This window comes from Butyrivibrio hungatei NK4A153, from assembly GCF_000424465.1.
Lineage (GTDB): Bacteria > Bacillota > Clostridia > Lachnospirales > Lachnospiraceae > Butyrivibrio > Butyrivibrio hungatei_A.
Genome location: NZ_KE384198.1, coordinates 55,675 through 70,876, shown reverse-complemented (window position 1 = coordinate 70,876; position 15,202 = coordinate 55,675). Strand labels below are relative to the sequence as shown.

The following is a 15,202-nucleotide window of genomic DNA, read 5'->3' as shown; positions in this document are numbered from 1 at the left end:
GAAAAGAGTTGAAGATCAACTCTTTATTTGTGCCAAAAGCCGATAGAGGGTATAATAGGGGAATATCAGAGAAAGGAAAAGCATGAGCTAAGTGAATATCATGCAATCGGGGATATGAAATACGATTATTTGGTAGTTGGGGCCGGACTTTTTGGTGCGGTTTTCGCACATGAGATGGCGACTAAGGGCAAAGATGTGCTTGTGATAGATAGAAGAGAGCATATCGGTGGAAATATCTATACAGAGAATAAACTTGGAATAAATGTGCATAAATACGGAGCGCATATTTTCCACACATCGGACAAAGAGGTTTGGGAATATGTGAACAGATTTGCGGAGTTCAATAACTATATCAACAGTCCTGTCGCTGTTTACGGAGATGAGCTCTACAATCTTCCCTTTAACATGAATACTTTCAGCAAAATGTGGGGGATAAAGACTCCTGATGAAGCTAAAGAGATCATAGATAAGCAGGCAAAAGAAGAGATTGCAAGGATAAATAAGGAAAAGGGAACAGATTCTTTTTCTGCCGACAATCTCGAAGAGCAGGCGCTCAGCCTTGCGGGAAGAGATATCTATGAGAAACTTGTTAAGGGCTATACCGAGAAGCAGTGGGGAAGAGACTGTAAGGAACTTCCTGCGTTCATTATAAGACGACTTCCAATGAGATTTATTTACGACAATAATTATTTTAATGACAGATATCAGGGTATTCCTATCGGCGGATATACGGAACTTGTTTCCAAACTCCTTCTTCTCAGCGCAGATTCTGAGAAGGTTTCCGGAACCATAACGGTAAAGACATCCGTTGATTACTATGATTTTGTGAATATGAGCGGAAATGTTCCTGCTGAGCCTTACGCTTCAGTAACAGGCGACAGCTTTGATAAGATCCTCTTTACCGGAATGATAGACGAATTCTTTGGATACAAGCTTGGAACTCTTGAGTATAGGTCGCTCAGATTTGAGACAGAGGAACTTCCCGATGTTGATAACTATCAGGGAAATGCTGTTGTAAACTATACTGAGCGTGAGATTCCTTTTACCAGAATAATCGAGCACAAGCATTTTGAATACGGAACGGGAAAAGGAACGGTTATCACAAGGGAGTATCCGGCAGAATGGAAGCACGGCGATGAGCCTTACTATCCGATGAATGATGATAAGAATAATGAGCTCTTTAAGAAATATACCGAGCTTTCAAAAGAGTTTCCCAATATCCTCTTTGGAGGAAGGCTTGGCCAGTATAAGTATTACAATATGGATCAGGTAATAAGGGAAGCGCTTAACCTTAGTGCAGAGAATGCATAAATAATGCGTAAAGCAGAAGCAGCCCGCCGTTTGGCGAGCTGCTTCTCTATATTAAACAGGCTTCAACAATAATTGTTGAACATCATGCCTGAATACTCACTTGTGATGTACGGTGAAGCCACGTTTTCTTTGTTGTCGGGGTTCTTATAATTAACGACAGGCCTGTCAACGTACTTCATAGGATTTACCGAGATCTCTTTTGCCATCGAAAGAAGTGATTCCGAGAATTTCTTGATGGGCTCAAGTGCGTCGGTGTTATTGCTTGTTGTGACAGCTTCCTTGAGTGTGTCCGTATCTATCGATATTACACCGTCTCCTTCGAGCTTGATTCCGAGTGCTTCGGTATCTTTTATGTGCTGGCGCGCAATCGATATTGCTTCAGACCTGAGCTTGTCGCCTTTGTACTTGACGTCGTGTTCCTGTGCAGCGTCGTTTACAAAACTGTTGTAGTTGTCGATGAGGGCGGTTATATGGTTTACAAGCGCCTCGTTATCTTTTTTGACACCGACATGTATCGAATCTCCGGGCTCTGTGACACCGTTTAAGTGGATGTCAAACTTGGAGCCGACTGTGAAGTGATTTGAAATGGCTGTTTTCTCGTCGCCGTTTAACGCAAAGTGCGCATTGGAAGCGGGAGCGGAAACCATATCAAGTCCGAGAGCGGCAACAGCACCACTTTTGAGTTCTCCGTCAGTCTCATATATCTCAAACTGGCTGAGTTCTCCGGGGTGGAGACCGGTGTGTTTGGATGAGATCTGAAGCGCAGAGCGGTTATTGGTTCCCTCTAATATTTCGGCTGAAAGACCTATGTCGGCCTTATTTATCAGCTTTTCAAGTTTCTGTAGTACATCTATATTCTTGTCGGCACCGTAAATGCTGAACTGGAATTCAAATTCCTGCTCGCCGACTTTTACATCAAATGAATAATTGTCGGGAGGAAGTACGCTTGATGAATCCGTTGAAAGCATAAGTCCCGTATTTACCTGCTGCGAAGCGAGCTGTGATACTTCGATATCAAAACCTGCCGTTCCGACATCTTCGTTCGGAGTTTTGCCGATGTATGAAGCAACTACCGTATCCGAATCTGTCGAGAAAGCGGAAGTGTGATTCAGGGAAGATTTATCTTCCTGATCGCTAAGGTTAAAGATACTGTTCTGAAGCTGTCTTGCACGCTCTTTTATATCTATTGCGTCAATACGCACATCGTCATCATTTGAAAGTAAATAAAGAGGGGAGTTTTTGTTTATTTTTGCAATCGACTTATACACATCCCTAAGCTCATCCTTACGATGTGCGTCGGCCTGTGTAACATCTTTTGACACGTAGTCCTGTATGAAATGGTTATAAACACCATTTAGAGATATTCCTGCCATTCGATGCCCCTCCTTTCTTCCTTGATATACGTGCGGTATAATGATTCTGTCATTCCATTGACATCAGACGCACGAGGGCATACTTAGCCACCTTTAGTTACTTACATTTTATATATTATTGTGCAAATGTCAATCGTTTTTTAGTGAAAAAATAGTGAAAAGCGATGATTTAATGGAATATTAATACTATAATAATTTTGTTTTTCTTTTTATCTGAAAATACTAATTTGGGAATAGGAAACATAGTATGTGGACTGTCGATCTTATCGGATTCATTCTGTGCGCGGCCGCAGTAATTCTAATGGCTGCAAATTTTTCATACAGATATAAGGAGAATATGGCAAGTACGCTTCCTGTAGCATATGCGGCTCTGGGGCTTACCATGTATGTTCTTGCCATCATTGGCGCGCTGCGCGGCGTGTTTGTTGAGGCTTCTCTGTATATAGTGCTGAGCGTTATTTCTTTTTTTATGGATAAAAAGAAAAATGCTGAGAGCAAAAGACTTGAGGCACTTGGGAAAAGTATCTTATCTCCCGAAGTTATCGGGCTTATCGTGACCTCTGTGATAATGGGCTTTCTTACGTCGGGACTTGCTTTTTCGTGGTGGGATGACATTAATTTCTGGTCGCAGGATGCCAAGCAGATTTTTTATCTGAACGGATTTGCGGGAAAGTATGGCAATGTATCGCCTGAGTTTGGTGATTATCCGCCCGCGGGCTCATTGTATAAGTGCTTGTTTCTTTTTATGGGACTTGGTAAGTACAGAGAAAACCTGCAGTTTCTCGGATATTTCGTGACCAATACAATATTCATGATGCCTCTTTTCGGAGTTGTGAAGAAAGCGGCGGATAAGTTCTCTGGGGCAAAAAAGAATGTGCTTACGGTGTTCTGTTTTGCGGCGATGGTTCTTTTTCCCGGAATCTTCAACGGAATAATCTACTACGGAACTCCTGCGGATGTGACGATGGGAATCATTTACGGGGCGCTTCTTCTGACACTTTGGAGCGGCAGACGCGGAAATGAGAATTTGAATAATGAAGAATTTTATTATATAAAGATTTTTTTGTACGCATCGGTTCTTCTTTTGACAAAATCGGTCGGAGCAGAGTGGGCGGCATTTGCATTCGTGTTCGGAATTGTTTTTGGGCAAAAGAATATGCGAAAGTACATTGCTTCCGGAGTCGCAAGTTTTATAGTCTACGGCTCCTGGCTTGGATTTTGTTTCATCAACAGAAGAGTTGCCAAGTTGACAGGAGCGGGAATACGCCTTGCAACTTCCGGCGATTACGTGGCTCCTGCGAATACTATGGACAAAGCAGGCTTTTTTATGAAGGGCTTCTGGCTTCTTCCGATGCATGGAGACAGCAATCTTACGATAGATGTTTCGGCGGGCGCAATGCTGATTTTGATGGGATTGTTTTTGACATTTCTTTTTTATAAAAAAGCAGCGGATAAAAAAGATATTGTGAAGCTTGCGATTTTTACCGCGACTACGGCACTTTTGGCTTACGGGATCATCTTTTTGGCACATATATCAATCTTTCAGACTGAAGATCAGTACCTTGATGCCTATGCGATGTCGCTTTCGATTGCCAGATACGGCTGTCCTTTTATGCTTGGCGGGGTGTATCTTTTGGCCGGGGTATTGTATAATGGTGCGGGTAAATTTAAAAAATCAAAGATATTTGCGCTTGCATTTCTTGTGTTTGTCTTTGTGACAGCGGACTACAAGGGATTTCTCTTTTATATAAACGGCTACAGAGATGTGGCGGAGGAAAACAGGGTTTATATAGAGGACATGATCGGTGAAAAAGGAAAACTCCTTGTGGATAACGTGACGGCGGATAAGGAATTGCAGGGCAAGAGAATTCTGGTTATGCGCGACGGACATTCTTCGTACTGGGTCCACAATGCATATATTAACAAGGAGGCATCACCTGTCGCCCTTGTCTATGACGGTTTTATGACTGAATCCGATGATACGGCGTCGATTGGTGATAAACTGCTTGCGAGTCATGCTTCATATTTATACATTGAAGATGATGATGAAATCTCAAAAGATCTTTTCTTACCTCTTTTAAAAGAAGGAAGTAAGTTCGAAAGTTGTAAAATATACAAAATAATAAACAGTGGAAGGGGAGTAACTCTTGAGTAAAGGTGCTGTTCCTATTGTCATTCCGGCATATGAGCCGGGAGAAGAACTTATCAGATTGGTAAAAGAGCTTGTCGAAACAACGACAGAGCCTGTGATCGTGGTTGATGACGGCTCAGATCCCGCAAAATACGGGCACACTTTTGATGAGGTCAGAAAGCTCGGCGCTGTGACCTTGAGAAATGCCGTTAATATGGGAAAGGGAAGGGCACTCAAGGAGGCATTTAATCATTGCATCAATGAGTATGACAATCTTGTCGGTGTTGTTACCGCGGATTCCGACGGGCAGCACTCTGTAAAAGATATCTGCAAGTGCGGTGAAGTACTGGCGGATAACATCAAGTCGCTCATTCTCGGTGTGAGAGATTTCGGAAAGCCCGGAATTCCTGCAAGAAGTGTGTTTGGAAATAAGACAACAAGCCGTGTCATGAATCTTCTTCTTGGACTTAAGATAAGCGATACGCAGACCGGACTTCGCGGAATCGGCGTGGATTTTATGAAATATCTTTTGACCGAAAAAGGGGAGCGCTTTGAGTTTGAGACAAATATGCTCATAGCCACAAAAGAAAAGGATATCAGCATAATTGAAGTTCCCGTGGATACAATATATCTTGAGGAGAATAAGTCCAGCCACTTTAATCCGTTGCTTGATTCGCTCAGGATTTATGCGGTTTTCTTTAAGTTCCTGCTTTCGTCCGTTTCATCATGCCTTCTGGACATGGTGCTTTTTGGATTCTTCTGCACGGTGCTTGTGAATGCGCCTGTGAAGATGGGGTATATCATGCTTTCTACGATATTGGCGAGAATAATCTCGGCGACATATAATTTCTTCATTAATTATGAAATTGTTTTTTCGGGAGAAAAAGAAAAATCGAAAGCCGCGATTTCTTATTTTGCGCTGGCAGTAGCAATCATGCTGCTTAGCGGATTTTTTGTTACACTCGGACACAGTATCATGCCTATGATCCCCGAAGTGTGCATAAAGATCGCTGTCGATGGCATGCTTTTTCTTATCAGCTTCTATGTGCAGAGAGAGTTTGTCTATAAATGAAAAAATTCGTTGACGAAGGTATGCCTGTATGATATATTGAGTAGGCGACAAAAGATTTATGTCTTTTTTTTATGCTTAAAAATAAGTTATTTAAGTATTGTTTATTAAACGACTATTACGCCCGGAGGTGAGATAATGCGTACAAGAATTACATTGGCTTGCACAGAGTGCAAAAATCGTAACTATGACACAACAAAGGATAAGAAGACACATCCTGATCGTGTTGAGATGAAGAAGTATTGCCCTTTCTGCAAAGCTCATACTTTACATAAAGAGACAAAGTAATTTTCATCCTTGTATAGGAGGTAGACTGCGGGTATGGAAGAGACCAAGGTAGTAGAGAACAAGTCCAAAACTTCAAATAAATCCGGCAAGTCATTCATTGACAAGATTAGAGGATTTTTTGAAGGCGTAAAAGCGGAAATTGGCAAGATTATCTGGCTTACAAAAGATGATGTTGTTAAGCAGACAACCGCAGTTGTGGTTGCTTCTATTGTTTGCTGTATCTTGATAGCTGTATTGGACTATGCGTTTGAAGAAGGCATTAATCTTTTAATGTCTGTTTCTAAATAATAAGGAGATAATATGTCAGAAGAGATGGAAAAGTCTTTTGAATCTGATGAGGTATTATCAGATTCAACCGCTTCCGCAGACAATGAGGCAGCGGCTGAAACACAGAGTACTGATACGAACGAAAACGCTCATTGGTATGTTGTGCACACATATTCCGGATACGAGAAGAAGGTTAAGGATAACCTTGAGAGTGCCATCATTAACAGACATCTTGAGAATCAGATCTTTGAAGTAAGGATCCCTCTTCAGGATGTAGTTGAAGTTAAGAATGGCGTTCGCAAGAACGTTCAGAGAAAGATGTTCCCCGGCTATGTCCTTGTGAACATGGATATGAACGATGAGACATGGTATGTAGTGCGTAACACACGTGGTGTTACCGGTTTCGTAGGTCCCGGAAGCAAGCCGGTTCCTCTTACAGATGCTGAGATCAAGCCTCTCGGAATCAAGACAGATACAGTTTCTGTTGATTTCGGTGTTGGTGATGAGATTGCAGTTGTAGCCGGAGTTTGGAAGGATACAGCGGGTGTTGTTCAGAGAATGGATTTTGGTAAGCAGACAGCTACCATTAACGTAGATCTCTTTGGACGTGAGACACCTGTAGAAATCAGTTTCGCTGAAGTAAGAAGAATTGACAGCTGATTTGTATAGCAGATCATTTATTTTTTGATATTTAAGTGCGAGAGCGCTTGGATATATAGCCCTGTTTGGGGCATGTCACTGGAGTGGGAGCATCGTTTCCAGGAGATGATGCGCCGACCACATATTTTCAGGAGGTGCCAAAATGGCAAAGAAAGTCGAAGGATACATTAAGTTACAGATCCAGGCTGGTAAAGCAACACCAGCACCACCGGTTGGACCCGCACTTGGTCAGCACGGTGTAAACATCGGTGAATTCACAAAGCAGTTTAACGCACGTACAGCAGACAAGGGTGACGTTATCATCCCTGTAGTTATCACTGTATATGCAGACAGAAGTTTCACATTCATCACAAAGACTCCACCTGCAGCAGTTCTTCTTAAGAAAGCTGCTAAGATCCAGAAGGGTTCAGGAGTTCCTAACAAGACTAAGGTTGCAACTATTTCTAAGGAAGAAGTTAGAAAGATTGCAGAGACAAAGATGCCTGACCTTAATGCTGTTGATATCGAGGCTGCTATGAGCATGATCGCTGGAACAGCACGTAGTATGGGAATCGTAGTAGAAGACTGATGGAGGATGAGAGATGAAACACGGAAAGAAATACTTAGAAGCTGCTAAGCTTATTGATAAGACACAGCAGTATGAAGCCGCTGATGCAATAGCTCTTGTTAAGAAATCAGCAACTGCTAAATTTGATGAAACTGTAGAAGTTCATATCAAGACAGGTTGTGACAGCCGTCACGCTGATCAGCAGATCAGAGGCGCTGTTGTTCTTCCTAACGGAACAGGTAAGACTGTTAAGGTTCTTGTATTTGCTAAGGGAACAAAGCTTGACGAGGCTCAGGCTGCCGGAGCAGATTTCGTTGGTGGAGAGGAACTTATTCCTAAGATCCAGAACGAAGGATGGCTTGATTTCGACGTTGTAGTTGCTACACCTGATATGATGGGTGTTGTAGGACGTCTCGGTAAGGTTCTCGGACCTAAGGGTCTCATGCCTAACCCTAAGGCAGGCACAGTTACTATGGATGTAACTAAGGCTGTTAATGATATCAAAGCCGGTAAGATCGAGTACAGACTTGATAAGGCTAACATCATTCATGTTCCTGTTGGAAAGGCTTCTTTCTCAGAGGAACAGCTTGAGCAGAACTTCAACGCACTTATGGATGCAATCGCAAAGGCTAAGCCTTCATCCGTAAAGGGTCAGTACCTCAAGAGCATCACTCTTGCAACAACAATGGGCCCCGGCGTAAAGGTTGTAGCAAACAAGTATTGATAAACATACTGAATACATTAAAGAACGAGTCTGAGGACTCGTTCTTTTTTTGAGCAGAGCACTTAGCGAGCCATGGCGAGCTTAGTGAGAATCCCAGACTTTTCGATATTTTGCTCTAACAATATATTGTGGTATACTCTTTGTTATGAAACAACATTTTGCTAAAAACACAAAAACTTTAAGAAATGCATCGTTCGCATTTGCGGCAACATTCCTGATTGTGGTATTTAGTGGGATTTTTGTAATCGGAATAGTTGCTTTATTCGACGGATCGTCGAGTGATACCGAGAGTATTCTTTCGGTATGGGATGTTATACCCGAAGCAGGTCAGGCAAAAAATGCTGCAATTGCCGGAGATGAAAATGCAGGAAATGCTGCAGAAGTATACGAAGGCGATGAAGCATACTCGTATTCTATAAAGACAAAAGACAAGGATGCTGTGACTATCGGCTTTGCGGGAGATATTCTCTTTGACGACAATTACGCAGTCGGAGAAGCTTTCAAGAAACATGGGGATTCTGTGAGAGGTGTTTTTGGAAAAAAGCTTCTTTCCGAGATGAGAAATGTTGATCTTATGCTCGTCAATAATGAGTTCCCTTATTCGTACGGCGGCGAGCCGCTTCAGGGAAAAACTTATACATTCAGGGCAAGGCCTGAGACAACAAAAGTTTTGAATGAGATGGGCGTTGATATGGTATCACTTGCAAATAATCATGCATATGATTATGGCGAGCAGGCTCTTTTGGACTCTTTTACAGCGCTTCATGACGCGGGAGTTATCTATGGCGGAGCGGGAAAAAATATTGATGAAGCTTCGCATCCCATATATTATCTGACTGAGAACGGAATGAAGATAGCAATTATCTGCGCAACGCAGATCGAGAGACTTTCTAATCCCGATACGAAGGGTGCAACGGGGGAGTCTCCCGGAGTTTTCAGATGTCTTGATGATTCTCTTTTACTTGAAAGAATCAGAGAAGCAAGAGAGAAGAATGCATTTGTTGTCGTGTTTATACATTGGGGAACGGAGAGCACAACGGAAATAGACTATCTTCAGAGAGATCAGGCAATAGAGATTGCAGATGCGGGAGCTAATCTTATAATCGGATCTCACCCCCATATACTTCAACCGATCGACTATGTAAACGGTGTTCCGGTTGTGTACAGTTTGGGAAATTACATTTTTACTTCCAAAACGCAGGATACATGCATGGTGAAGGCCACAATTCATAATGACGGAAACGTCAATCTTCAGTTTATCCCCGGAATTCAGCAGGGGTGTACGGTCTTTGCGGCAAGCGGAGAGGAGAAGAGACGTATCATGGATTCGATGTGTTCGATGTCGCCCGGAATAAATATGGATGCAAAAGGTAATATAAGTCCCAAATAAGTGTTGACAATACGGCTTATCTGTGTTAAATTATATGAGGTTTTGTGTAGAAACGCAGAACTAAGCCGAAGACAGCAGGTGTTCTATTTATAGAACATAATGTTTATCAAGCGCCTGCCGAGGAAAAGTTAAAGTTTCAGACTTTTCAACTCTCGATGTCTTCGAGAGTTTTTTTTCGGAATTTATTCTAAAAGGAGGTAAAAAAATGGCAAAGGTTGAACTTAAAAAGCCTGTAGTTGAAGAGATTTCAGAGAAGATCAAAGATGCTCAGGCAGTTGTTCTTGTAGATCACCGCGGACTTACTGTTGCGCAGGATACAGAACTTCGTAAGAAACTTCGTGAAGAAGGCGTAACTTACAAGGTTTATAAGAACACAATGATGAACTTCGCGTTCAAGGGAACAGATTTCGAGCAGCTTGGAGATCTCCTCAACGGACCTAGTGCAATGGCTGTATCTACAACAGATCCTGCAGCACCTGCACGTGTCCTTTATGATTTCGCTAAGCAGGCTAAGGCCCTTGAGATTAAGGGTGGTGTTATAGAAGGTAAATTCTATGACGCAGCAGCAATGACAGAAATCGCTGAGATCCCTTCAAAGGATGTTCTTCTTTCAAAGTTGCTTGGCTCTATGCAGTCACCTATCACAAACTTCGCTCGCGTTATCAAGCAGATCGCAGAGAAGGGTGGCGAGGAAGCTCCTGCAACAGAGGAAGCTGCTCCGGCTGAAACAGCTGAAGCACCCGCAGCTGAGGAAGCTGCATCTGAAGCACCTGCAGCAGAGTAATCTGTGCAAGGCTTCGTAAAAAACGAAACATATAATATTTATGAATAAAACTATACGGAGGTATAAAAATGGCAAAGTTGTCTACAGCAGAAATTATTGATGCTATCAAAGAGTTAACAGTTCTTGAATTAAATGATCTTGTAAAGGCTTGCGAGGAAGAGTTCGGTGTATCTGCAGCAGCTGGAGTAGTAGTTGCAGCAGCAGGCGCTGGCGCAGCAGGTGCTGAAGAGAAGACTGAGTTCAACGTTGAGCTTACAGAGGTTGGTGCTAACAAGGTTAAGGTTATCAAGGTTGTTCGTGAGATCACAGGTCTTGGACTTAAGGAAGCAAAGGATCTCGTAGAGGGCGCTCCTAAGGTAATCAAGGAGAACGCTTCAAAGGCTGAGGCTGATGAGATCAAGGCTAAGGTTGAGGCTGAAGGCGCTAAGGTTACTCTTAAGTAATTTGATTTTTATGCAAATTCAAAGGCGGATTGCTATAAGCAGTCCGTCTTTTACTTTCTTTAAATCAGCTCTTTCAGGGTTCTGTTACTGAAGCTGATAATCTTTAGGCTTCATAAAATCTAAATTTTCTAAAATTTCTGAAAGCAAATATTAAATTTTGCTTGACATGAAGTTTCTATAGAAGTACAATGGATGATGCACTATTATGGTGTAGTGTGTCTTACTGTGCATTTTTATACTGTCTTGCAGGTAAGAGTCTTTATCAATATCAAAAAAACTTAAAGAACGGGGTGAATGTCAATGGAAAAAAACAGATTACATCCTACCGGCTCTGGTAAGAACATCCGAATGAGCTTCCAGCGCCAGAAGGAAGTCCTGGAGATGCCAAACCTGATTGAAGTTCAGAAGAATTCCTATCAGTGGTTTCTCGACGAAGGCTTGAAAGAAGTCTTTGACGATATCTCTCCTATTGAGGACTACAGTGGCAAACTCAGTCTGGAATTTGTTGATTTCAAGCTTTGTGAGGATGAGATTGACAAAAATAAGAATACGATTGAGAAGTGCAAGGAGAGAGATGCAACATTTGCTGCACCTTTAAAGGTAAAGGTTCGCCTTCACAACAAGGAAAAGAACGAATTTACGGAACATGAAATATTTATGGGCGACCTTCCTCTTATGACTGCGACGGGCACGTTCGTTATCAACGGAGCCGAGCGAGTTATAGTCAGTCAGTTGGTACGTTCCCCCGGTATCTACTACGATATCACATACGATAAGGTTGGAAAGGAACTTATAGCATGTACTGTTATTCCTAACAGAGGTGCATGGCTTGAGTATGAAACAGACTCCAACGACGTATTCTACGCGAGAGTTGACAGAACCAGAAAGGTTCCCGTAACAGTTCTTATCAGAGCTCTCGGAATAGGTACAAATGAAGAAATTCTCGAACTCTTTGGTGATGAGCCCAAGATTCAGGGAAGCTTTTCTAAGGACGCTTCATCAGATTATCAGAGCGGCCTTCTTGAACTGTACAGAAAAATCCGTCCCGGCGAGCCTCTTTCAGTAGAGAGTGCAGAGAGTCTTATCAATGCAATGTTCTTCGATTCAAGAAGATATGACCTTGCTAAGGTAGGAAGATATAAGTTTAATAAGAAACTTCATTTCAAGAACAGAATTAATGATCATGTGCTTGCACAGGACGTAGTTGACGAGCTTACAGGTGAGATGATCGCATCTGCAGGTACTAAGGTTGACCGCGCACTTGCAACAGAGATCCAGAACTGTGCTATTCCTTATGTATACCTTCAGGAGGAAGAGCGCAATGTTAAGGTTCTTTCAAACATGATGGTTGATATTACACACTTCATTGAGTGCGACCCCGCTGAACTCGGAATCAATGAGGATGTTTATTATCCTGTTCTTAAAGAAATTCTTGATGAGTATACAGCAAAGAACGATCCCGAGGGCCTTGCTGAGACAATCAAGAAGCGTGTGCATGAGCTTGTTCCCAAGCACATTACAAGAGAAGACATCATTGCTTCTATCAACTATAACATCAACCTTGAATACGGTATCGGTAATGACGATGATATCGATCACTTGGGCAACAGACGTATCCGCTGCGTAGGTGAGCTTCTTCAGAATCAGTATCGTATCGGTCTTTCAAGACTTGAGAGAGTTGTTCGTGAGAGAATGACAACTCATGATACAGAGGAAGTTTCTCCTCAGATCCTTATCAACATTAAGCCTGTACAGGCAGCTGTTAAGGAATTCTTTGGTTCATCACAGCTTTCACAGTTCATGGACCAGAACAACCCTCTTGGTGAGCTTACACATAAGAGACGTCTTTCAGCTTTGGGACCCGGTGGTCTTTCAAGAGACAGAGCCGGATTCGAGGTTCGAGACGTACACTATACACACTATGGACGTATGTGCCCTATCGAGACACCTGAAGGACCTAACATCGGTCTTATCAACTCACTCGCAAGTTATGCAAGAGTTAATGATTATGGTTTCGTTGAGGCTCCATACCGTAAAGTAGACCAGTCAGATCCTGAAAATCCCAGAGTAACTGACGAGGTTGAATACCTTACAGCAGATGAAGAAGATAATTATCATGTAGCTCAGGCTAATACACCTCTTGACGAAAACGGATACTTTAAGAACAACACAGTTTCCGGTCGTTACAGAGAGGAGACATCAGCATATCCTAAGACTGCATTTGAGTACATGGACGTGTCTCCGAGAATGGTATTCTCAGTAGCTACAGCACTTATTCCTTTCCTTGAGAACGACGATGCTAACCGTGCCCTCATGGGATCAAACATGCAGCGTCAGGCGGTGCCGCTTCTTACAACAGAAGCTCCTGCAGTAGGAACAGGAATGGAGCGTAAGGCAGCTGTTGACTCAGGTGTCTGCGTAGTCGCAAGAAAAGCCGGAACTGTTGACTTTGTTGACAGTAAGCTTATTCAGATGACATATGATGATGGAGAAAAAGAAGAATTCCATCTTATTAAGTTCCAGAGATCTAACCAGAGTAACTGCTACAACCAGAGACCTATCGTATTTAAGGGCGACCATGTTGAAGCAGGACAGGTTATTGCCGACGGTCCTTCAACTTCACAGGGAGAACTCGGACTCGGTAAGAACCCTCTTATCGGTTTCATGACTTGGGAAGGTTATAACTACGAGGATGCTGTTCTTCTTTCAGAGAGACTTGTACGTGACGATGTATTCACATCTGTACATATCGAAGAATATGAAGCAGAAGCTCGTGAGACCAAGCTTGGACCTGAAGAGATTACAAGAGACGTTCCCGGTGTCGGTGATGACGCACTCAAGGATCTTGATGATCGCGGAATTATCCGTATCGGTGCTGAGGTTCGTGCAGGTGATATCCTTGTGGGTAAGGTTACTCCTAAGGGAGAAACAGAGCTTACAGCTGAAGAGAGACTCCTTAGAGCAATCTTCGGTGAGAAGGCAAGAGAAGTAAGGGATACATCTCTTAAGGTTCCTCACGGTGAGTACGGTATCATCGTTGATGCGAAGGTATTTACAAGAGAGAACGGAGATGAGCTTTCACCCGGTGTTAACCAGGCAGTTCGTATCTATATAGCACAGAAGAGAAAGATTTCCGTAGGTGATAAGATGGCCGGACGTCACGGTAACAAGGGTGTCGTTTCCCGCGTACTTCCTATCGAGGATATGCCTTATCTTCCTAACGGCAGACCTCTCGACATCGTGCTTAACCCTCTCGGCGTTCCTTCCCGTATGAATATCGGACAGGTCCTCGAGATTCACCTTTCACTTGCTGCTAAGGCACTTGGATTTAACATCGCAACACCTATTTTCGACGGTGCTAACGAGATAGATATTCAGAATACTCTTGAGATGGCTAACGATTACGTTAACAGCTCATGGGAAGACTTTGAAGCTAAGTACAAAGATATTGTTGTTCCTGAGATCATGGATTACTTATATGAGAACAGGGATCACAGAGAGCTTTGGAAGGGTGTTCCGATCAGATCGGACGGAAAAGTTCAGCTTCGTGACGGTAGAACAGGTCAGAAGTTCGACAGCCCGACAACAATCGGACACATGCATTACCTTAAGCTCCATCACCTGGTTGACGATAAGATCCATGCTCGTTCAACAGGTCCTTACTCACTTGTTACACAGCAGCCTCTGGGTGGTAAAGCTCAGTTCGGTGGACAGCGTTTCGGTGAGATGGAAGTTTGGGCGCTGGAAGCATACGGTGCTGCATACACATTGCAGGAGATTCTTACAGTTAAGTCTGATGATGTTGTAGGACGTGTTAAGACATATGAAGCTATTATCAAGGGTGACAATATTCCTGAACCCGGAGTACCTGAGTCATTCAAGGTTCTCTTGAAGGAGCTTCAGTCACTCGGACTTGACATCAAAGTTCTTCGCGAAGACAACACAGAAGTTGAAATCAAAGAGAGCGTTGATTATACAGATTCTGATTATCGCACAGAGATCGAAGGCGATAACGCAGGTCGTGACTATGGACAGGAATCATTTGAGGCAAACGGATATACACAGCAGCGTTTCGATGAAAGTGGTGAACTTGTATCGGAAGTTGAGGATTCCGGAAACTTTGATTCAGATGACAGTTTTGATGATTTTGGCGATGCATCTGATGACGAGTGATTTGCAGTAACTAACAAAGCAAAGAAAAGAGGTTACGAATGT

The 15,202-nt window shown here is 42.9% G+C and carries 13 protein-coding genes and 1 other annotated feature; of the genes, 12 read left to right on the top strand and 1 reads right to left on the bottom strand.

Going from position 1 to position 15,202, the window contains the following annotated elements; translation table 11 throughout:
- Positions 1–114: 114 nt before the first annotated feature.
- A complete protein-coding gene (glf, locus tag G628_RS0115080) occupies positions 115–1,311 on the top strand; it encodes a UDP-galactopyranose mutase (RefSeq protein WP_026667379.1) in 1,197 nt (398 codons plus the stop codon).
- A 62-nt stretch (positions 1,312–1,373) separates the two neighbouring features.
- Here the strand turns inward: glf and fliD are convergent, their stop codons facing one another.
- Positions 1,374–2,684 (bottom strand): flagellar filament capping protein FliD, encoded by a 1,311-nt coding sequence (fliD, locus tag G628_RS0115075; RefSeq protein WP_027209479.1) that lies wholly within the window; start codon positions 2,682–2,684, stop codon positions 1,374–1,376.
- A 247-nt stretch (positions 2,685–2,931) separates the two neighbouring features.
- On the opposite strand from fliD, the gene G628_RS0115070 reads away from it, so the two are divergent.
- From G628_RS0115070 to G628_RS0115020, 11 genes are all read left to right on the top strand, one after another.
- Positions 2,932–4,839, top strand: coding sequence for a hypothetical protein (locus G628_RS0115070; protein ID WP_027209478.1), 1,908 nt, complete (start codon positions 2,932–2,934; stop codon positions 4,837–4,839).
- On the top strand, positions 4,832–5,887 hold the full coding sequence (locus tag G628_RS0115065) for a glycosyltransferase (RefSeq protein WP_026667376.1): 1,056 nt from the start codon (positions 4,832–4,834) through the stop codon (positions 5,885–5,887). Before G628_RS0115070 ends, G628_RS0115065 begins: the two co-directional genes overlap by 8 nt.
- A gap of 135 nt (positions 5,888–6,022) precedes the next feature.
- Positions 6,023–6,172, top strand: coding sequence for a 50S ribosomal protein L33 (gene rpmG / locus G628_RS0115060; protein ID WP_026515656.1), 150 nt, complete (start codon positions 6,023–6,025; stop codon positions 6,170–6,172).
- 33 nt (positions 6,173–6,205) lie between these two features.
- Positions 6,206–6,460, top strand: coding sequence for a preprotein translocase subunit SecE (gene secE / locus G628_RS0115055; protein ID WP_081670766.1), 255 nt, complete (start codon positions 6,206–6,208; stop codon positions 6,458–6,460).
- 12 nt (positions 6,461–6,472) lie between these two features.
- Positions 6,473–7,099 (top strand): transcription termination/antitermination protein NusG, encoded by a 627-nt coding sequence (nusG, locus tag G628_RS0115050; protein WP_081670765.1) that lies wholly within the window; start codon positions 6,473–6,475, stop codon positions 7,097–7,099.
- 142 nt (positions 7,100–7,241) lie between these two features.
- Complete coding sequence (rplK, locus tag G628_RS0115045; protein WP_026655669.1) at positions 7,242–7,667, top strand: 50S ribosomal protein L11; 426 nt, start codon at positions 7,242–7,244, stop codon at positions 7,665–7,667.
- A gap of 13 nt (positions 7,668–7,680) precedes the next feature.
- On the top strand, positions 7,681–8,370 hold the full coding sequence (gene rplA, locus G628_RS0115040) for a 50S ribosomal protein L1 (protein WP_026515652.1): 690 nt from the start codon (positions 7,681–7,683) through the stop codon (positions 8,368–8,370).
- 145 nt (positions 8,371–8,515) lie between these two features.
- The gene (locus tag G628_RS17660) at positions 8,516–9,760 is read left to right on the top strand and encodes a CapA family protein (protein WP_051199241.1); all 1,245 of its coding nucleotides are present in this window, start codon (positions 8,516–8,518) and stop codon (positions 9,758–9,760) included.
- Between the two features lie 47 nt (positions 9,761–9,807).
- Positions 9,808–9,943: a sequence feature (ribosomal protein L10 leader region), on the top strand.
- 22 nt (positions 9,944–9,965) lie between these two features.
- Positions 9,966–10,544 carry a 50S ribosomal protein L10 gene (rplJ, locus tag G628_RS0115030; RefSeq protein ID WP_027209477.1) on the top strand — a complete coding sequence of 193 codons (579 nt, stop codon included), beginning with the start codon at positions 9,966–9,968 and terminating at the stop codon, positions 10,542–10,544.
- A 68-nt stretch (positions 10,545–10,612) separates the two neighbouring features.
- Positions 10,613–10,987, top strand: coding sequence for a 50S ribosomal protein L7/L12 (rplL, locus tag G628_RS0115025; RefSeq protein ID WP_026655666.1), 375 nt, complete (start codon positions 10,613–10,615; stop codon positions 10,985–10,987).
- A 300-nt stretch (positions 10,988–11,287) separates the two neighbouring features.
- Positions 11,288–15,160: a DNA-directed RNA polymerase subunit beta gene (locus G628_RS0115020; RefSeq protein WP_027209476.1), complete on the top strand. Its 3,873-nt coding sequence runs from the start codon at positions 11,288–11,290 to the stop codon at positions 15,158–15,160.
- Positions 15,161–15,202: the final 42 nt, after the last annotated feature.